Source organism: Nodosilinea sp. LEGE 07088 (assembly GCF_015207395.1).
Lineage (GTDB): Bacteria > Cyanobacteriota > Cyanobacteriia > Phormidesmidales > Phormidesmidaceae > Nodosilinea.
The window spans coordinates 1-18,645 of the sequence record NZ_JADEWX010000126.1 but is presented as its reverse complement, the minus strand read 5'-3'; the positions used below and the strand labels follow the sequence as shown (position 1 = coordinate 18,645).

The window sequence follows — 18,645 nt, the reverse complement described above, 5'->3', positions numbered from 1 at the left end:
CCCATAACCCGCCCAGTGAATATAGTGAAACAGCTGGTCGTAAAAACCCGAGCCCCCCTTGCGGCGGTAGCGGCGATCGCCAATGAGTTGCAGCCAATAGATGATGAAAGGCTTGATTTCATCGGCCGTCGTCAGGCCCGACTCAATCATGATCTCAAAATATTCCAGCCCGCCCAAAAACGAGTCAAACCAGTCACGCAGCGCCACTTCAATCACAAATTCTTGATTGTCGTACTGCCGCACCAGCGCTAGGGTTTTGGGCGCGATCGCGCTACCTTGATTGGCCAAGCGCTCAATCTCATCTAGCCCAGCGCGCATTTTGACCATTTGATCGTGCGATCGCAGCGCCCGCCGCAGCCGATAGTCGTTAGCCTCAAAGCCAATCAGCCGACCATCCTCGGGATGGTTGATATAAAACGTGCGGTATTCCTCATAGTCGAGGATATCGAGCACATACCTAACCGCCGGTCGCTCTCGAAAGGCCTTCACCTCCTGACGCACCAGCGCTAGCCGCTGCCACCGCTGCTGGCGCTGATAGGCTCCTAACCAAGTCGCCGCCAACAATAGCCCCCCCACCAAGCCCAGACCCATCATCCATAAGGCCGGTGAAACGTCTCCCCCCCCTGGCTGAGAAATCGGTCGATACGGCTGCCCAGCGAGCCCAACCCCATCACCCACAACTTGATTACCAAAATTGTCATGGCTCAGCCCACCCAATCCCGCTTGGAGAGGAACCTGAGCCATTGCCCCTGTCGCCAACCCGAGAGACACCCCAAAAACCAGGCAAAACCGACGAATGGCCATAGGTTATACCGACAAATTCCTGTGCTTTGCCTGAATGCTACCGGAAAAACTGCCCGCAAGCTTAAGCGCAGAACCGTCAGAGTCGAGACAACTGCTCTACCACAGACTATCGAGCGGCGGCGACCAATCACCCCAGCAGTGCAGGCTCCACGAGATAGACAGCCGCCAGTCCCAGTAACCCCAACAACACCAGCCCTAGTAGCCACAGCGGCCACAGCGGCCAACACGGTTCAGTCTGAGGCGATCGACGCATATGCTTTTCTTGACACCTACGAATAACCATCTATGTCAGCCAGCTCAGTTGCCGACATGCGCTCCACAGACTGCCCAGACAAACCTACTCTGAGCCCAACCCATAACCAAGGCGAGATACTGACCCCAGATAATTGGGTCGAGACCCAATTATCTGCCAAAGGCAGCGACAGAGGTTGTTACAATTTTTGAGGGCATTTTCTCAAGCACTGCGCTCAGAGCCCTGTGCCCAAACGCTGAACTATGGGGGTTAGACACAACCTATGGCGGTTAACTGCGCGGTAGATTGCAAAGACGGCTGTGTACTGGGCGACGATTGTCCCAACCTCAAGTACACCGAAGCAGCCACTAAATTTATTACCGACACCTCCCTCGACCAAATGCTCGCCATGGCTGACGAGGCCGTGCGACGCAAGATGATCGAGCGGGCTTCACAGCCCCCCAAATGGGTGCTGCCAGAAGGCTAAACCAGCAGCCGCAAATTATGTACTCTACCCAGGGCTGCAATGGCCCTGTGCTATTGTGTTACAAGCAAGTTGTTAGTTGCATTGCCGGCTTGGCTTTCGTCTGAGTTTGTGTACATCTCTTATAACTTCCTGCCTCTTCTCTTTTTATCTGTCTTAGTTGGAGATGTGACCATGTCAATTTACGTCGGCAACCTTGCCTTCAGTGCAACCCAAGACCAAATTACTGAGGTCTTTGCCGAATATGGTTCTGTCAGCCGCGTCAGCCTACCTACCGATCGCGAAACTGGCCGTCCTCGGGGGTTTGCCTTTGTAGAAATGGAAAACGAAGCCGAGGAAGACGCCGCTATCGAAGCCCTAGATGGAGCTGAGTGGATGGGGCGCGACCTTAAGGTTAACAAAGCTCGTCCCCGTGAGTCTCGCGGCGGTGGCGGTGGTGGCGGCGGCGGTTGGAACAACCGTCGCTAAGATAAATCGCAGACAGACCGAGTTTCTGAAAATCTGTTTCTAGAAATTCGGTCTGTCTCGGTAACGGATACTCAATATCCGGCTTAACTAACGTCGAAAGCGACATTAGTTACAGGGACAGCACCTACAGCTGTCTCGTTTTGTCACTCATAGTCGGCATCGTTCGGCAGTGGCTCTAGAAGGGATTCTATTTTCCTTGCGTTGTTAGGTTGACTCGAGTGCGCTTACGGGGCCAGGGTCAACGAAAATTTTCAGGAGTACCAATGGCCCAAGTTGTTTTGGGAGAAGACGAGAATATTGAATCAGCCCTCCGACGCTTCAAGCGGAAAGTTTCTCGGGCCGGAATATTTTCAGACATGCGTAAAAACCGCCACTTTGAAACCCCCATTGAAAAGCGTAAGCGTAAGACTTTGGCAAGGCATAAGCAGCGTCGTTGGAGTTCAAAGCGTTAGCCACCAAGGTGCTGATCGATTAGGCGTTTACATTGGAGGCCAGCTATGACCCCAGAGGTAACTCAGCAAGTTTCCAAATTGCGCAGCGAGTTTTATACTCAGTTCGCTAAAACTCAAGCTACCACGGTCACTATCAACAAAGAGAAGTCCTACGCCAGTACACCACCCAAGGTGTCGTGGGCTGATTCTCAACAGCGATTGAATTACCTTTGCATTTATGCCTACTCTGCACCAGATGCTCTCGTGCCCGATCGCCCCTTAGTGCTGCGCATCGGGATTAATCTTGGTGCCGAGGTGATGGCAGGCGCTAGCCGAGGTAAAGGCATCCGTCGCTACAACCAGACCTGTCAGTTTTACCTAACCCTACTCCCTGACGAGGCGTTGGCACTCATGCCATGGATTTTGGACGCTCTTAATCGAGATACTAAGCCACAGCTAACGACCCTGCCTCAGCCAGCTCACCTTCTGGTTCCTGAACCGGGCGGCAGCGTTGCTCCCTCTTTTTGGACCCATGCGGCCCAGAAGGCGGTCAGGTCACCGCTATCAACAGCCCTGAGCACCTATTGATGCACCTAGTGATCTAAGTGCATCAGCACCGATATCGCTTCGAGCAGTTGATCAATGTGATCTGGCTGGTGAGTAGCCATTAAGGTAAAACGCAATCGACTAGTTGGTACGGTAGGCGGGCGCACTGCGGCCACCCAGAGACCCATCTGCTGCAGTCGATCGCTAGCCTTTAGGGTGGCGGCGGCGGAGTTAGGCTGTAGACAAATAATTGGCGACGCCGAGGGCAAACGACGCAGGGGTATAGCCGTCGTTGAGGCCTGGGCAAAGTGCCGATCGAGGCGTTGAATCACAGCGTTTACATGGTGCCAGAGCCGTTGGCGACGCTGGGGCTCCTGCTGAATAATTTGGGTGGCTGCTAACGCAGCCGCCGTATCTGCCGGGGAAAGACCCGTGGTGTAAATCCACCCTGGGGCCCGATTGCGCAAAAAATCGATCAGCGTCCTGGAGCCTGCGACGTAGCCTCCCAAGCTGCCTAGAGCTTTGCTTAGGGTGCCTACGGTGACGACAGGCCGCCCACCACAGCCTAGGTGTTCCACCAAGCCCGAGCCTCGTTGCCCAAAGACACCGGTGGCATGGGCCTCATCGACTAGCACCATGGCATCGTAGGTCTGAGCCAGGTCAAGGAGCTCCGACAGCGGGCACAGGTCGCCATCCATACTGAACACACTGTCGGTGGTAATCAGACAACGGCGGTGCTGATGCCGGTGGCTACCCAGGAGAGATTGCAGATGGGTCATGTCGCCATGGCGATAGTTTAGGACAGTTGCGCCACTCACCCGACCACCCGCTCTGAGGCTGGAGTGGTTATAGTCATCACCCAGCACCAGGTCAGGGCTACCCACTAGCGCCGCGATCGCCCCCAGATTGGCCAAATACCCCGAGCTAAACACCATGGCATCGTCAGTGCCTTTGAGGGCTGCGATCGCACATTCCAATTGCCGGTGTAGGTCGCGATGCCCACTCAGCAGCCGAGACCCCGTGCTGCCGGTGCCGTAGGTGCGAATCGCTGCGATCGCGGCCGCCGCTAGCCTGGGGTCACTGGCCAGACCCAAATAGTCATTGCTGGCAAAGTTAACCAGGGTCTGCCCCTGCCGCTGAATCGTGGCCCCCGCCATGCCGTCAATCGCCTGTACCGAGCGATAGCGATGGGCCCGATGCAGCGCCGCCAGAGATTTATCGAGCCAGGCATAGGAGTCACCCATGGTCTAACACGCGCATATTGATTGGGCCATAGTATCGCGATCCAAGGACAGGTCTCATAAGACAATCAAAGCGAGCCACTGAACTGCTGAGCTAGCGCTTTCATCCGCTGACGACGACGACGTTGCCAGACCTTAGGCATCACCCGCATCCGACGCTTAAAGGTCAGCCACTCGGCGGGGCTCAGCTCAATCTGTTGCCAGGCCGGGCGGGCCAATAACCGCTCAGACCAGTTCATCAACCGTGGACAGCTGGTCAACGGCACCCCCAGATCCGGCAGCTTATCCACAAGCGTGCCAGCCACAATTTCTGCCAAGGTTAGTTGCTCTCCCGCAAAAAACGGCGCCTCTCCCAGCCGACTTTCCAAGAAAGTTAGCGTGTGGGTGGCCCGCAGCTGAGCATACTCGGTCTCAGCAGATAGCTGATCGGAGCGTTGATCCTGCATCAATAGTTTGACCACGGCAGGCAACAGCTCATTCAACGCCACCAACTGCACCATGCGTACGGTTGCCAGGGCGGTTGCATCGGTTGGCAACAGCGAGATCGTCGGATATTTAGCCTCCAGATAGTCCAAAATCGCCAGCGACTCAATCACCCGAAAATCACCATCTTCCAATATCGGCACATGGCCAAAGGGGTTAAGCGCTAAAAAAGCGGGCTCAAACTGCTGACCCCCCAGATCCACTGGCACGAGCTCAAAGGGGAGCTGCTTTTCGAGCAGGGCCAGCCACACCGGACGAGCGTAGATCGAGGGGCGGGCATAGTAGAGCTTCAACATAGCGCACCATTCCATTCTTGAGATTTCAGCGACCGATCGGTCTTTTTTGAGCAAAAAAAATTATCTGGGTAAAGCTAGCTGTTGCTGCACGTAGGCTTTGGTATGGTCTAAAGCTCGCTTTAAATGGGCCGTATCGTCGTAAAGCTTGCTCAGCATGATGCCACCCTCCAGGGTCGCAATCAAAACCGTGGCTACGACATCTCCATCCACATTGGCCCGTAGCTCGCCGCGCATCACTCCTTTCTCAACAATGCGGATAATCAAAGTCCGCCAGGCATCCATGGCTTTCTGGGCCCGTTCACGCAGGGCTGGATGGGTGTCATCGCTATCTACCGCCGTATTGAGAATGGGGCAACCTCCCGCCACCGGAGGGTCGTCCAGCAGAACCTCGTACACCCCAAGGATGGCGATCAGTCGATCTACGGCATGGCGTTTTCCCCGCAGCGCTCCCATAAATCGCTGCTGTATGAGTTGGGTCGCGAAGTCGAAGGCGGCCAAGGCCAGTTCATCTTTATTGCGAAAGTGGTTGTATATGCCTCCCTTTTGTAGCCCTGTCGCCCGCATTAAGTCAGCCATTGAGGCTCCGGCGAACCCCTGCTGGTTAAACAGGGCGGCAGCCTGCTCCACAATTCGGGCTTTGGTAACTTGGGCCTTGGACATCTAAACAGACTGATCGGTCTTTTTAAGTCTACCAGTAGCGGCAAGGTTGAGGCGACGGGTTAGATCTGCGGCCTCTCCCATTGCCAATGCTAGCAGCAGCCCATGCCCCCCACATCTAAGCAAGGGGGGCTAGCCGATGGGGATCTGTTTCCGTTACTGCGCGGCTAAGGCTCGCTGGGTTTCTTCGCGATCGCACTTCAGCACAATCACCCCGAGCGGCGGCAAGGTCAGATCTAGCGAGAAAGGCCGATTGTGAAAAGCCCAGTCATCGGACCATTTGCCCCCCAGGTTGCCCATGTTGCTACCGCCAAAATCGCGGGCATCGCTGTTAAATAGCTCTTTGTAGTAGCCCTTCTCCGGCACGCCAACGCGATAGTGGCTGTGGGGCTGGGGCGTGAAGTTGCACACCACCACCACAAAGTCGTCGCTGTCTCGATCACGACGAATAAACGACACCACACTGTGGCGGTTGTCGCTGCAATCGATCCACTCAAAGCCCGCCTGGTCAAAGTCTTGAGTAAACAGCGCCGGTTCGCTGCGGTAAAACTGGTTGAGCTTGCCCATAAAATGCTTCAGGCTGGCGTGGGCCGGATACTGGAGCAGGTGCCACTCTAGATCACCCCACACGTTCCATTCGCTCCACTGGCCAAACTCCATACTCATGAACAGGGTTTTCTTGCCTGGGTGCATGAACATATAGGTGTAGAGGCAGCGCAGGTTGGCAAACTTTTGCCACTCATCACCGGGCATTTTGCCCAGCATGTTGCTCTTGCCGTGCACCACCTCATCGTGGGAGAGAGCCAGCATAAAGTTTTCGGTAAAGGCGTACCAGATGCTAAACGTGACGTTGTTTTGATGGAACTGCCGGAACCACGGATCCATGTTGAAGTAGTCCAACATGTCGTGCATCCAGCCCATATTCCACTTCAGGTTGAAGCCTAGGCCACCCACGTAGGTCGGCCACGAAACCATCGGCCAGGCGGTGGATTCTTCGGCGATCGACAGCACCCCAGGGAAATAGGTAAACAGCACATGGTTCACCTGGCGGAGAAAGTCTGCCGCTTCTATGTGCTCAGAACCGCCGTATTCATTCGCCACCCACTCGCCATCCTGACGCAGATAGTTGAGGTAGAGCATGGAGGCCACGGCATCGACGCGAATGCCGTCGATGTGATATTTCTCAAACCAGAAGACGGCGTTGGCCACCAAGAAATTGCGCACCTCGTTGCGGCCATAGTTGAACACCAGGGTGCCCCACTCTTTGTGCTCCCCCTTGCGCGGGTCGGCGTGCTCATAGAGGTGGGTGCCGTCGAAGAAGGCCAGCCCATGACCATCCTTGGGAAAGTGGCCCGGCACCCAGTCGACGATTACCCCAATGCCATTTTGGTGGCACTGATCGACGAAGTACATGAAATCTTCTGGAGTACCGTAGCGAGAGGTAACCGCGTAGTAGCCGGTCACTTGATAGCCCCAAGAGCCATCAAAGGGATGCTCAGCCACCGGTAGCAGCTCAACATGGGTAAAGCCCAATTCCTTGATGTAGGGAATCAGGCGATCGGCAAGTTCACGATAGGTGAGAAAGCGCGCCCCGGGTTTGAGCTCAGCCACTGTCACCACCGGTTCTGGGGTACCGTCGGGGCGCAGAGCCGGGCTCGACGACGACTCATGTAGCCAAGACCCTAAATGCAGTTCGTAGATAGACACAGGCTCGGTGAGTGGCTCAGTCTGGCGACGCTTCTCCATCCAGGCGTCGTCTTGCCAGGCATAGGACTCTAAATCGGTGACAATAGAAGCCGTTTTAGGCCGGGTTTCTTGCTGAAACCCGTAGGGATCGGATTTCTCGTAAATATGACCGTCGTAATTTTTAATTTCGTATTTGTAATGAACCCCAACATCTAGGCCAGGAATAAATAAATCCCAAATGCCATTGGCAAGACGGCGCATCTGGTGTTTACGCCCATCCCAGTAGTTAAAATCTCCTAAAACCGAGACATTGCGAGCATTGGGAGCCCAGACGGCAAAATAAACCCCGACCACCCCTTCCACCGAGGTATGGTGCGCGCCCAACTTTTCGTAGATGCGGTGATGATTACCTTCACTAAACAGGTGAATGTCAAAATCGGTAATCGCCCGAGTCTTAAACGCGTAGGGATCGTAGATGACGTGGACGTGATCACCAATGGTGTACTTGAGCTGATAGTTGGCCAGGTCTTGCACTTCAAGCACACACTCAAAGAAGTGTGGATTGTGGTTGGGCTCCATGGCCACTTCTTTGTGTTCCTCTGGCAGCACCACCCAGGCCTTGTCAGCCTGGGGTAAGTAGGCGCGCACAGCCCACAAGGTTTGGCCATCCTGCTGTACCATGTGCGGCCCCAAAATTTCAAAGGGGTCGTGATGCTGGTTCCATACAATTCGGTCAATCTGCTCAGAGTCAACGGTTGCAGGCATATTATTAAGGATCCAAGGGAGATTTAAATGCTTATTTTGAATTTGATCGCCTGCGGAATAGAGTAACAAAACTTAGCGATTTCCACAGGAAAGTTTTTGGAGTCGTAGTCGGCCTACTCCCTTAGGGCAAGAAGGGGAGAATGGGCTTGAGCACCCGCCTGAACTCCAGCAGCTGAATCAGTTGGGCAATTTCAGTGTTAACTACTGTCTCAATGTTGGGATCGCGCAATTGATCCTGCAAGGTAGCGTAGTTAACCGGATCGATGGGTTCACCGTCGAGGGGCGATCGCGCCTCAGTAATCAGCTCAGTGCGCAAGACTTCTTCAGGCACGTCATCGGGGGGTGGCAAAGCCTGGGCAACATTGCCCAGCATGGCGACACACCCTAACCCAATCAGTAGCGAATGTAGATGTGCCATAGAGCAGGATTAATCATGTGGCTTCAGTATTACCATATCCTGCGGTGTGCATTATCCGGCGTTATCCTAGCCTGTGCTAGGCTGCTTGGCATGTTTGACGTTTAGTGATTTGCCTCGGGGAGGTTACATGGGTTTTTTACGGCTGTTTTCTATAGAGCGGCTGTTTTATGTGGGGATGACGGTGATACCCGTTGCCCTAGCAGGCCTATCAACCGGCCTGCCAGCTCGGGCTGATACAGTGCTGCAAGAGGCTGGCACGATTTACCCGGCAGAGTCTACCTATTCCTTTGAGGGCAGTAGTGGGCAAATCATCACCATTACCTTAGACAGCACAGAATTTGACCCAGTGTTGGCACTATTAGCCCCTGACGAGACTGAAATAGCCGCTAACGACGATTTTGGCGGCACCCTCAACGCCCAAATCACCCTCACCCTGCCCGAGGATGGCACCTATACGGTGGTGGCTCGCTCATATTCGGGGCAAGGGGGCGATTATGATTTGGTCGTGCGCACGGCCACGGAGTTTGAAATCACCTATGCCGAGGCCGAAGCGTTAGTGCTGGCTGAAGACTATACCCAGGCCATTGCTACGTACACTAAGGCCATTGAAATCGACGCCGAGCAGTCAGCAGCTTATATCGGTCGGGCTCAGGCCATTCTTGCCCAGGTGTATGTGGAGCAGGGAGATGCCCTCAGCGGGCCAGAAGACATTCCTCTGGAAGCCCGGGAGTTAGTGATCGCCGACTTTGAACGGGCAGCCGATCTCTTCGAAACCAACGGTTTAGAAGACTGGGCCACGTCTTTGCGTGAGCAGGCAGAGTTGCTGCGCAACCTAGAAACCCCTAACTAAGAATTCTCAAAATGCCCCCGCAACTTTTCCGGATAGGGGGGCGTCTGGATGTAAAGGTGAATGGTAGATGCACCCTGATAAGTCCCACTGGCGAGAGCCAGGGGATTTTTTTTGCCCTCAGCCCCTGCCCATAAACTATCGCTCTGGGCAAGTGATTGCACGACCAGCTAGTGATGCCGGGCAGTAAATGCCACCACTGGTGCGGCGAACTGGCCCGCGATCGCCCTGGGCTAAACCGCAGCCAAAAAAACGAGGATGTAGGCTATGGCCTGCATCCTCAAAGGTGTAATGTAAATCTGCACCGAATGGTACCGAGGTCTTAGTTAGACCGCTACTTTGCGGTAGGGCACAGCCGTGGAGATATTGATATCGCCGGTAGATACCCGAGCCGGAGCAGCACTGGAAGGGCCAATACTGCGGGCCATGTTTAAGAACATTTGAGGGTTGCCAGCGGTAACCTTTTTCTCTTGGGGCACAAACCGCTTGACTTGAGACTGCCACACAATTTGGGGGAAGCCCAGAAGGTTGCGGTGGTAGGTGTCGTAGCGGGGGTTCTTGATATGAATCGGGCGTTCGCCTGCTTCCCGACCCGGTAGAACCCGTCGTTTTTGGTAAGGAACGGTGTTATAGCCAAAGCTCGTGAGATACTCTTCGCTGTCGAGGAGTTCATCGACCAGACCCTGAATGCCCTTGTTGGCCACTACGATAGACCAGGCAATTTTTTCGCGATCGCTGTATACGTCGCGGCCCAGGATTTTTTGAACACAGTGCTCTACAAATTTGTAGTTGCTGTTTTTTTCGTAGAAGCTGCTGTAGAAGGTAGGCGACAGTGCTAGGCCACGAATAAAGTCACGTACAGTAATTTGACCGTTGCGCAACTGCGACTCCAGGAAGATCTGGCGATCGCACTTAAAGGCATGGAAGAAGATCTGTCGATAGGCGGCCTCAATCAGCGCATCCATATCGCTGGAGGTATACAGGTCATCGGTCGAGAAATATCTGGGCTGCTCGTCACCACCCACTTCGTAGGCGGCAACGCGCTGATTTTGGCTGGACGGGGAGTAGCTTAGTAACGGAAGAGACACGTTTGAATCTCCAGAATCTTAGGAAAGTTTACAAACTTTAAGGATGATCATACGGGACGGGATGCCGCGAACCTGAGCAATCTGAGTAAATCAACATAGTCCTTAACATTCCATCGGAGTGGCCACTGCAATGGCCCACCGGCCTAGGGATAGGTCATGCGATGAGGGTTAATCAGCTGGTCAAACTCGACCTCGGAGACGTAGCCTAAGGCCAAGGCTGCCGCCCTCAAAGTGAGGTCATGCTCGAAGGCATAGTGGGCAATCTGAGAGGCTTTGTCGTAGCCAATGGCTGGACTTAGAGCCGTCACCAGCATCAGCGACTGCTGCACATACTGATCAATTTTTTTGCGGTTGGGGGTCATGCCCACTACCAAAAACTCAGTGAAGTTGTGGCAGCTATCGGCCATCAATCGCGCCGACTGCAACAGGTTAAAGATCATCATCGGCTTGTAGACATTCATCTCCAGGTAGCCGCTGGCACCGGCAAAGGCTACCGCTGTGTCATAGCCCATGACCTGTACCGCCACCATGGCCATGGCTTCGCACTGGGTCGGGTTGACCTTACCCGGCATAATTGAAGACCCCGGCTCATTCTCAGGCAGGTGCAGTTCCGCCAAACCGGCTCTCGGCCCGCAGCTCAACAGACGAATATCGTTGGCAATTTTGTATAGCGACACCGCCAGGGTCTTGAGCACACCGCTGGCCATGACTAGGGCATCGTGGGCACCCATAACGGTGAACTTGTTGGCAGCACTGACAAAGGGTAGCCCTGTAATCGTGGCAATGTGCGCCGCTGCAACCTCAGCAAAACCTGACCCAGCATTAATTCCTGTGCCTAGGGCGGTGCCCCCTAGGGCGAGTTCGTATAGCCCCGGCAAGGCCCCCTCTAGGCGAGTCAGGTTATCGTCGAGCATGCCCACATAGCCCGAAAACTCCTGGCCTAGGGTCAGGGGTACGGCATCTTGCAGGTGGGTGCGGCCAATTTTGACAATGTCAGCCCAGGCCTGAGATTTTTCATCAAGGGCGTCGCGCAGGCTAGTGACAGCAGGCCGTAAACTCTGGATCAAGCTCTGGGCCGCAGCAATATGCATCGCCGTGGGGAAAACATCGTTAGAAGACTGCGACATGTTGACATGGTCGTTGGGGTGAACCGGAGTTTTACTGCCCATGACCCCGCCCGCGATCTCGATGGCGCGGTTGGCAATCACCTCGTTGACGTTCATGTTGCACTGGGTACCACTCCCCGTCATCCATACGTGCAGGGGAAAGTGATCGTCGAGCTGACCCGCGATAATTTCATCTGCCGCCTGCACAATGAGAGCGGCCTGGGCCCGGGGCAGCTTGCCCAGATCGGCGTTGGCCAGGGCCGAGGCCTTTTTGGTGAGGGCAATCGCATGCACCACTTCAATCGGCATTTTGTCTTGGCCAATGGAAAAATAGCGAATGGATCGCTGGGTTTGCGCTCCCCAGTAGCGATCGCTGGGTACCGCGATCGCCCCCATGCTGTCGGTTTCCTGACGGGTGGAGAGGGGGGAGTCGGCCATGGTCGATGTTTTTCAGCGCTGCTTTCTCCGATTCAACCACAAGCTAACGGTTCGATCGCCAAACAACCCAAAGAAATCCCAGAGCAATTTCAGAAAAAAACCCTAGCGACCAAAGGCGATCGCTAGGGGCATGACATGATTTGACTTGAGCAAATGGATTGGGGCGAGTTACGCCTGCTTTTTGCGGCGCAGACCAGCGGCGCTGAGGCCGACTAAAACCAGCGCAGCGGCAGACGCTGGCTCTGGCACGGTGGTATTGGGCTCCTCGGGGAGGATAGCGCCCCGGGCCACAAAAATAGACGCATGGGACAGATCCTTTTGGTCGAAGGTGGCCCAGGTACCGCTGCTCGTGCTGGTGTTGCCATCCACATAGTAGGCTGCGTAACCGTTGCCAGCCTTGAGACTAATGACAAATGGAGTGGTCACCGCCTGAGCTAAACTCCAGGTGCCGCTCCCTTTGCCCGTTTGCACCCAGCTAAACCCGAGGTCATTGGGGCCAGAGGAATTGCGACCATCTTCGTACTTGCCATCAAACACCCAGTCGCCCAGGGTGCGATCGAGGAAAGCGGTCAGATCGGCGCTAATGCTGCTGGTGACATCGTTGCCCGACACTGGGTCTAAGCACTGGCTGTAGCTGAGGGAAGCCCCCCCCGCTAGAGGATTACTCGTGACCGCACCACTGGCACAAGTCAGCGGGGCTGTGGGCTGGCTAGAACCGCCGCCCTTCCCTTTATCTGACTTAGCCATGACTTCAGGAGCCATAGCCCCCAAAAGACCCGTTAGCACTAAGGCTGAACTGAGAACCATCAATGCTTTCATACTAGGCACATCCTCCTTTGATAGGCACTGTAGACAGTAGCCATAGACGAAAGGGGGCGTTCGCGTCTGATGGTCTCTCCGTAACAGATACAGATTTTCGTGTGTACTCTTTTACTTAATCATTCTCAGCCATGGCATGTGTAGGGCAAATTACTGAGCCTGGGAGTAGTTCATCGAGTCTTTATCCATCGCATTAGCGGCGGCGCTGCTTGCTCACCATTTTGCGCGACAGTCGCAGATTGATTGCTTCGCGCTCGGCCCAGTCTTGCAGCACCCGCAAAAACAGGTGCTTGTCTTGGCCCTGAAGCACGGCGGTTTGGTCGGCGGTTTCGATGCTGTAGGGGTAGCCACCGCCGATAATGACTTCGCCGCGCACCCAGTTGAGGTACTGGGCGATCTGGCCACTCTCCCACATCCAGCGGGGCAGCTCTAGCCGCACCGGGTAGCCGTCGCGGGTAGTTTTGAGGTAGGTGAAGGCAATCTGGTCACCGTAGGGGCCGTACTGGTCAAGAATGCCGCCGCGATCGCACTGAAACACCGCCGTGCGATCGCCCCACTGCATTAGTCGGGCCAGCAGTTGCGCATCGTGAATGCCTTCGGTGGCCTCCAGGCCGTAGGCATGGTGTAGCAGTGTGGTCAGGTCGTGGGCGTAGGAGGTATCGACGTAGCCGACTAGGGGCACGCGGCGGCGATCGCTAGCCTCTAGCAACGACAAGATAGATTGGACGTAGGCCGTTTGGCTCTCTTGGTCAAAGGCTTCAGCAAAGGTGACCACCAGCGCCCCGTCGAAAAATACCAGAGTACGCTCTGGCTCTGGGCAAGTGTCAATATATTCCACCAGCCGCGCCACCTCCATTTGAAAGCGGCGAATGTTGACCCGGCGCTCCACCGGCTGGGCCGGGTTTGGGCCCAGTTCTTTGGGCGTCATCAGATCGACGCGCACATCTTTTTGATAGACCCGGTCAGCGCTGTGGGGGTTTTCGAACCAGCCAATTTGAATCAACGCAATGGGAATAGAGATATCTTTGCCGGGGGAAATTTGGGAGCCATCTACCGCAAAGGTAGTGACATTCTCCAGGATGGTTTGCACCCACTGGGCGCTTTGCTCACGGTTGGTCCAGCGCTCGCCCGCCGGGCCAGACTCGGCAAAAAAGAAGGGCACAATGCCCTTTTCAGGGCATTGCTCAGGCATTAGAGGTTCTATGGGTCGCGCTCCAGCAGGTTCACTGGAGGGCAGGAGAGCCCCTTGCCGGGCCAGAGGTAGGGCGGCAAAGTCGATCCAGGCCCGATTGTAGGCGTGCAGCAACTCAAACTTAGCCCGACTGAAGGCGCTAAAGGCGGCGCGTTTTTGGTCGAGCAGGGCTTTGATCTGGCCTGAACTCACTGGCATAACCTGTCTGCTTTTTAGAACACTTGTATTAACCCAAGATTTTAGCGGGTTTGAGCAGGTCTGTCACAACCTAGTGACCAGCCTTTACCTGGGCGATCGCAGGGAGATGGGCTCGACCTTGATCTACCGATCGAGGCAAAGCTGAGAACCCGCCCGGGGGAAGTCTTGGCGTTGGCGATCGCGTTACCCCATGGAGCCCATCAGGTTAACGCAACATAAACTACCAGCACCCGAGGAACCCACTGACTAGAACTAGCGTCTTTAATCTCAGCTTTGGATGGCTTAAGCCTCGTCGTTAGGCTCACGCGTTGGAAGGGAACCGAGGATCGAGGGCTCCAGGCGATCAAAATAGTAGCTTGAAGTCTGCCCAATAGTGCTTTTGCCAACAATTGTGCGTAAATTATGATAAATTTGTACGTCTACCTCACGATGTCTGCCCTGTTTTTGGGGTTGACGATTGGGCCATTTCTGCGCGATCCATCTGGCTCTAGAAATCGCCTAGACTCTTGGATATTGCTGATTTTAGCCACGGGACTAAGCCCCATAACGTTGCCCAATACGATGTGGCAAAGGCTCAATGGCAAATTGCTTTAAATTTTTCCTAGCGTAAATTTATACTGGGAAAGTCGCTGGGTTTTTCTGCCTAGAGGTCAGGTTTTATCCCCAATGTTATGAATTGAAAAAATACAAAACCCCAGGCCAAAAAAATTTAGCCTGAGGTTTTGTATAATCGCCATGGCGCGAGGTTTGCAACTCGCTATGTTGTAGACAACACCCCCTACCACCATCTCCTACCAGACCCATGGCTTTACCGCTTTACCTTGCAGCGTCTCTCATGGTCTTTCTACTATCGCTTGCCCCTTTTTTACACGATCCTAGTAACCCAAAGACCCGCATTAGTAGCTGGATGTTTCTATCCCTAGCAATGCTATTGAGCCCGGTAACGTTGCCTAACATGATTTACAAACGGTTGACTAACTCTTCCCCTAGCAATACGGTTGCCCAAGAAGCTTAAATAGTAAGAAATTCGATTTGAGCAGCCCCAATTCCAAGCAGATTCTCCTAGGGGGATTGCAGTGCAGAGACACAAAAAAGGCCGCTGATTGAGTCAGCGGCCTTTTTTTGATCGTCAGGTGTCTAGTGGTGAGGCCCGTGGTCGTGGTGATGTCCATGGTCATGATGATGACCATCTGCCCCAGTTAGGTGATGATCGTGGCTGTGGCCATGGTGACTATGCACAGCCGCCGCCTGAGCCGCCGCTAACGCAGGGTTGATAGCCAGAGCTTCGGCATCGAATAGATCGGCAATAGGCTTGTCGGCCCAGGTAGCCACCATCGCCAGAAAGTCGGGCCGGTCGTTGACGCAGGGCATTTGCACGTAGGTGACGTCGGGACGCTTGCGCCGCAGACCTTCGATGATGTGCTCAACATCCAGCAGGGTTTCGTGGTTTTCGGTGGCAAAGCCAATGGGCATAAAGACTAGTGCTGTCGCCCCCAAATCTATGAGATTGCGGGCAGCTAGGGTGGCGTTGGGCTGAGTCCATTGAATTAATGGCGTGTCGTGGTTGAGCCAGCCTACGGAAATCAGAGGATATTTTTGAATCAGGCGATCGCGCACTCTGTCGTAGAGCTTTTGGCTTTCGTCAATGCCCGAGGTAAACCCTTTAGCTTCGTGGGGGCAGCCGTGGTTCATCAGCACGATGCCCGTTTGCGAGGGCAGGTGAGCTACCGCCAGATCATGCTGAATTTTTTCTTCGACCATGCGAGCCAGCAGATCGATATAGTCGGGGGCATCAAAGAATGAAGGGATGTAGCGCATGCCCTGCACCCAGTGGGAGGAGCCGTCAGACAGTTTGGCCAAGGCATCGTTGACCTGTTCGATCGCAATGCCACTGGTGAAAATAGAATCGACCACCAGCAGGGGATAGATCAGCAGCTTATCGTAACCCTCTTGCTTGACCTGTTCTAACACTTGGTCGGGCAAGAAGGGCTTACAAAAGTTGAAGGCTTTGAACACCTTGACGCGATCGCCCCAGCGTTCTTGCAGGTTGGCCTCAATGCCAGCCCGCTGAGCTTCAAAAATAGCGTTGTGGGGAGAGATAAAGTTGCCGTGCTGGTGGCTCCACTCATGTAGGTCAAAGGCGGCCAACAGCTTGGCCAGGGGTGGGTAGACCCAGGTGGGTACAGGGGCAAACTTAGCGGTTAGGAGGTTTAGGGCTTGCTCGTTGTAGTTGGCAAAGTCATCGTAGCTTTCGACTTCGCCGTAGCCCATGAGCAGTACAGCGACCTTGCTGTCGCCACTAACTGGAGCAGAGAATTCGGACGATTGAATAACGTCGGGGGTTGCAACCATACGATGGCCTTTCGGGATAGTCTTCTTCCCCAGGCTAACATCCCCCTCCTGGGGATATTGTTAATAAAACCCGCAGGTTGTCTCAGAAACCCACACCCCACGATCGGTTAAGTCGATTGAGCGGCTGCCTGGAGATGGGTTGCGATCGCACTCAAAAACTCCTGTTCTAGGTAGGGCTTAGAAAAGTAGTCGGTGGCTCCCAGCTGCATGGCCAGCCAACGGTGCTTGTCATTGCTGCGCGAGGTCAGCATCAGGGTGGGAATTTGGGCCAGGGCTGAATCTTGACGGCGCGCCGTCAAAAACTCAAAGCCGTTCATATTAGGCATTTCGATGTCGCAGACGATTAGCCCCACCGTGGGGGTTTGCTCCAGGTGTTCCAGCGCTTCTTGGCCGTCACGGGCCTGGAGCACTCGATAGCCTGCCCGCTCCAAGGAGAGCGCTAGGGTGCGGCGGGAGGTAACGGCATCGTCGACCACCAGCACGGTAGCGGCGGAGTGCAGGGTGGCCTGGGAGTTGTTCGGAGGGGGGGCATCGACAATCTCTAGACCAGAGACGGCTGAGCGGCTGAGCAAATCGTCTAGGAAGGCCTGTCCGTCGATGACTGGAATCACGCTGCCATCACCTAGCACCGTACAGCCGTAGGCATAGGGGGGCGGGCTAAGGGCCGTGCCAAAGGGTTTAATCACCGATTCTTGCTCGGTTACCAGGCGATCGACCTGAATGGCAAAGAAGCGATGGTCTAATACTGGCCCCAGAGCACTATCGCCCCGAGACAAAATCAGCACGGGAGCTTCCCAGTCGGCGGGAGAGGGCACTGCGGCTAGCACCTGGCTGAGGGGTAGCTCGGGCCGCAGACAGCGATAGGATAGCAAATTGCCCAGGCCGTAGACGGGTACCTGCCGATCGCGCCAGGTGAGCCAGGTTTGATCGGGCTGCTGGTTGAGCTGCTGCAATTGGGGAACCAAAATTTCGGTAATGCTGTCGCTGCGAAAAGCGATTGGGGTAGACCCCACAAAGCAAATTAGCAGGTTGACAATGCTCAGGGTCATGGGCAGTGAGAGGGTAAAGCGGGTGCCTGCCCCCGGCATAGACTGCACCGTAACGGTACCCTTGAGCCGCTGCATTTGGTCTTGCACCACGTCTAGGCCCACCCCTCGCCCCGACAGATCGCTGACCTGTTGAGCGGTAGAAAAACCCGGTTCGAACATATAGCGATAGAGCTGTTCAGCGGTGGCCGTGTCAACTTCTGCGGCTGACAGCCAGCCCAGGTCAATCAGCTGTTGACCTATTCGCGCCAGATCGATACCCCGGCCATCGTCGCTGACCTCAATGTCGATTTGGCGACCCCGATAGCAGGCTCCTATGGTGATTTGGCCGATTTTGGGCTTCCCCTGGCGCCACCGCTCCTCGGGAGATTCTAGACCGTGGTCAAAGCCGTTGCGCAGCAGGTGCAGCAGCGGATCGTAGAGTTTTTCGAGCACGGCTTTATCGACCAGCAGCGCCGTCCCCTCTAGGGTGAGCTCAGCGGGCTTACCGTAGGTGTTGGACAGATCGCGCAGCACCCGAGGGAATCGGTTGAGCACCTGGCCCAGGGGCACCATGCGGGCGTACATCAGGTCGTCTTGCACCTGGGAGAGCATTTTGCGGTGTTGCCCCAGCAGCTGATCGGTCTGACGGTTAAAGAGACTGATATCGGCGGCGGCTTCTTCGAGCTGCACCATCTCTTCGAGCAGGGTTTGAGTATGGGTGTAGAGGGCTGTGTAGGTATCCATTTCTAAGGAATCGAAATCGAGGGCCATGGGCGGTCGAGACGACGTGAAACCACCCATGACTACTGGCTGACGCTGGCGCTCGGGGGCGATCAAAATTTGGTCTGAAACCCCTTGTAACTGTTCTACGGTGGCGCGCACGCGCTCGAAGCGGCTGACCAGCTCTTTCAAACCCAGGCGAATTTGATTGGTTTGCAGGGCAAGGCCATTGCGGTTGATCGTCAGTTCACCGAGCTGATTTTCGAGGCGGGCTAGGCGCTGGGTGTCAACGCGTACCGTGAGGCTGCTGGGGAAGCTGGAGGCGATGGATGCGGGGGGCGAGGGG

At 55.1% G+C, this 18,645-nt stretch carries 17 protein-coding genes; 5 read left to right on the top strand and 12 right to left on the bottom strand.

Annotated features, from left to right (window positions below):
• Positions 1–804 (bottom strand): hypothetical protein (locus tag IQ254_RS22045; RefSeq protein WP_193968310.1); only part of this gene is annotated, 804 nt, incomplete at its 3' end.
• A 515-nt stretch (positions 805–1,319) separates the two neighbouring features.
• Here IQ254_RS22045 and IQ254_RS22040 point away from each other — a divergent pair.
• From IQ254_RS22040 to IQ254_RS22025, 4 genes are all read left to right on the top strand, one after another.
• Complete coding sequence (locus tag IQ254_RS22040) at positions 1,320–1,523, top strand: hypothetical protein (RefSeq protein WP_193968309.1); 204 nt, start codon at positions 1,320–1,322, stop codon at positions 1,521–1,523.
• 171 nt (positions 1,524–1,694) lie between these two features.
• Positions 1,695–1,988 (top strand): RNA-binding protein, encoded by a 294-nt coding sequence (locus IQ254_RS22035; RefSeq protein WP_193968308.1) that lies wholly within the window; start codon positions 1,695–1,697, stop codon positions 1,986–1,988.
• A 263-nt stretch (positions 1,989–2,251) separates the two neighbouring features.
• Positions 2,252–2,440: a 30S ribosomal protein S21 gene (gene rpsU / locus IQ254_RS22030; RefSeq protein ID WP_169617543.1), complete on the top strand. Its 189-nt coding sequence runs from the start codon at positions 2,252–2,254 to the stop codon at positions 2,438–2,440.
• A 45-nt stretch (positions 2,441–2,485) separates the two neighbouring features.
• Positions 2,486–3,007, top strand: coding sequence for a hypothetical protein (locus IQ254_RS22025; RefSeq protein ID WP_193968307.1), 522 nt, complete (start codon positions 2,486–2,488; stop codon positions 3,005–3,007).
• Positions 3,008–3,012: 5 nt separating this feature from the next.
• Here IQ254_RS22025 and bioF read toward each other — a convergent pair whose 3' ends face one another.
• The 5 genes from bioF to IQ254_RS22000 form a co-directional block, all read right to left on the bottom strand.
• Positions 3,013–4,209 (bottom strand): 8-amino-7-oxononanoate synthase, encoded by a 1,197-nt coding sequence (gene bioF / locus IQ254_RS22020; RefSeq protein ID WP_193968306.1) that lies wholly within the window; start codon positions 4,207–4,209, stop codon positions 3,013–3,015.
• 65 nt (positions 4,210–4,274) lie between these two features.
• Positions 4,275–4,985, bottom strand: coding sequence for a glutathione S-transferase family protein (locus tag IQ254_RS22015; RefSeq protein WP_193968305.1), 711 nt, complete (start codon positions 4,983–4,985; stop codon positions 4,275–4,277).
• Positions 4,986–5,045: 60 nt separating this feature from the next.
• Entirely contained in the window at positions 5,046–5,645 is a 600-nt protein-coding gene (locus IQ254_RS22010; RefSeq protein ID WP_193968304.1) for a TetR/AcrR family transcriptional regulator, read from the bottom strand.
• 153 nt (positions 5,646–5,798) lie between these two features.
• Positions 5,799–8,093 (bottom strand): 1,4-alpha-glucan branching enzyme, encoded by a 2,295-nt coding sequence (gene glgB, locus IQ254_RS22005; protein ID WP_193968303.1) that lies wholly within the window; start codon positions 8,091–8,093, stop codon positions 5,799–5,801.
• Between the two features lie 121 nt (positions 8,094–8,214).
• Entirely contained in the window at positions 8,215–8,511 is a 297-nt protein-coding gene (locus IQ254_RS22000; RefSeq protein ID WP_193968302.1) for a hypothetical protein, read from the bottom strand.
• A gap of 127 nt (positions 8,512–8,638) precedes the next feature.
• Between IQ254_RS22000 and IQ254_RS21995 the strand changes: the two genes are divergently transcribed.
• On the top strand, positions 8,639–9,361 hold the full coding sequence (locus IQ254_RS21995) for a PPC domain-containing protein (protein ID WP_193968301.1): 723 nt from the start codon (positions 8,639–8,641) through the stop codon (positions 9,359–9,361).
• Between the two features lie 323 nt (positions 9,362–9,684).
• On the opposite strand, the gene IQ254_RS21990 is transcribed toward IQ254_RS21995, so the two are convergent.
• The 6 genes from IQ254_RS21990 to IQ254_RS21965 form a co-directional block, all read right to left on the bottom strand.
• Positions 9,685–10,446, bottom strand: a complete 762-nt coding sequence (locus tag IQ254_RS21990; RefSeq protein WP_193968300.1) for a phycobilisome rod-core linker polypeptide — start codon at positions 10,444–10,446, stop codon at positions 9,685–9,687.
• 143 nt (positions 10,447–10,589) lie between these two features.
• Entirely contained in the window at positions 10,590–11,990 is a 1,401-nt protein-coding gene (gene fumC / locus IQ254_RS21985) for a class II fumarate hydratase (RefSeq protein WP_193968299.1), read from the bottom strand.
• Positions 11,991–12,158: 168 nt separating this feature from the next.
• Positions 12,159–12,809, bottom strand: coding sequence for a PEP-CTERM sorting domain-containing protein (locus tag IQ254_RS21980; RefSeq protein ID WP_193968298.1), 651 nt, complete (start codon positions 12,807–12,809; stop codon positions 12,159–12,161).
• Between the two features lie 193 nt (positions 12,810–13,002).
• Positions 13,003–14,199, bottom strand: coding sequence for a DNA double-strand break repair nuclease NurA (locus IQ254_RS21975; protein WP_193968297.1), 1,197 nt, complete (start codon positions 14,197–14,199; stop codon positions 13,003–13,005).
• A gap of 1,137 nt (positions 14,200–15,336) precedes the next feature.
• Positions 15,337–16,551: a ferrochelatase gene (locus IQ254_RS21970; protein WP_193968296.1), complete on the bottom strand. Its 1,215-nt coding sequence runs from the start codon at positions 16,549–16,551 to the stop codon at positions 15,337–15,339.
• A gap of 107 nt (positions 16,552–16,658) precedes the next feature.
• Positions 16,659–18,645 (bottom strand): response regulator (locus tag IQ254_RS21965; protein ID WP_193968295.1); only part of this gene is annotated, 1,987 nt, incomplete at its 5' end.

What these genes read in the sequence shown, in the direction of transcription:
- IQ254_RS22010 (WP_193968304.1), bottom strand. Translation starts at nt 5,645, where the DNA reads ATGTCCAAGGCCCAAGTTACCAAAGCCCGAATTGTGGAGCAGGCTGCC.
- IQ254_RS21970 (WP_193968296.1), bottom strand. Translation starts at nt 16,551, where the DNA reads ATGGTTGCAACCCCCGACGTTATTCAATCGTCCGAATTCTCTGCTCCA.
- IQ254_RS22000 (WP_193968302.1), bottom strand. Translation starts at nt 8,511, where the DNA reads ATGGCACATCTACATTCGCTACTGATTGGGTTAGGGTGTGTCGCCATG.
- IQ254_RS21995 (WP_193968301.1), top strand. Translation starts at nt 8,639, where the DNA reads ATGGGTTTTTTACGGCTGTTTTCTATAGAGCGGCTGTTTTATGTGGGG.
- rpsU (WP_169617543.1), top strand. Translation starts at nt 2,252, where the DNA reads ATGGCCCAAGTTGTTTTGGGAGAAGACGAGAATATTGAATCAGCCCTC.
- IQ254_RS22040 (WP_193968309.1), top strand. Translation starts at nt 1,320, where the DNA reads ATGGCGGTTAACTGCGCGGTAGATTGCAAAGACGGCTGTGTACTGGGC.
- IQ254_RS22035 (WP_193968308.1), top strand. Translation starts at nt 1,695, where the DNA reads ATGTCAATTTACGTCGGCAACCTTGCCTTCAGTGCAACCCAAGACCAA.
- IQ254_RS21980 (WP_193968298.1), bottom strand. Translation starts at nt 12,809, where the DNA reads ATGAAAGCATTGATGGTTCTCAGTTCAGCCTTAGTGCTAACGGGTCTT.
- glgB (WP_193968303.1), bottom strand. Translation starts at nt 8,093, where the DNA reads ATGCCTGCAACCGTTGACTCTGAGCAGATTGACCGAATTGTATGGAAC.
- IQ254_RS22025 (WP_193968307.1), top strand. Translation starts at nt 2,486, where the DNA reads ATGACCCCAGAGGTAACTCAGCAAGTTTCCAAATTGCGCAGCGAGTTT.
- IQ254_RS22015 (WP_193968305.1), bottom strand. Translation starts at nt 4,985, where the DNA reads ATGTTGAAGCTCTACTATGCCCGCCCCTCGATCTACGCTCGTCCGGTG.
- IQ254_RS21975 (WP_193968297.1), bottom strand. Translation starts at nt 14,199, where the DNA reads ATGCCAGTGAGTTCAGGCCAGATCAAAGCCCTGCTCGACCAAAAACGC.
- bioF (WP_193968306.1), bottom strand. Translation starts at nt 4,209, where the DNA reads ATGGGTGACTCCTATGCCTGGCTCGATAAATCTCTGGCGGCGCTGCAT.
- fumC (WP_193968299.1), bottom strand. Translation starts at nt 11,990, where the DNA reads ATGGCCGACTCCCCCCTCTCCACCCGTCAGGAAACCGACAGCATGGGG.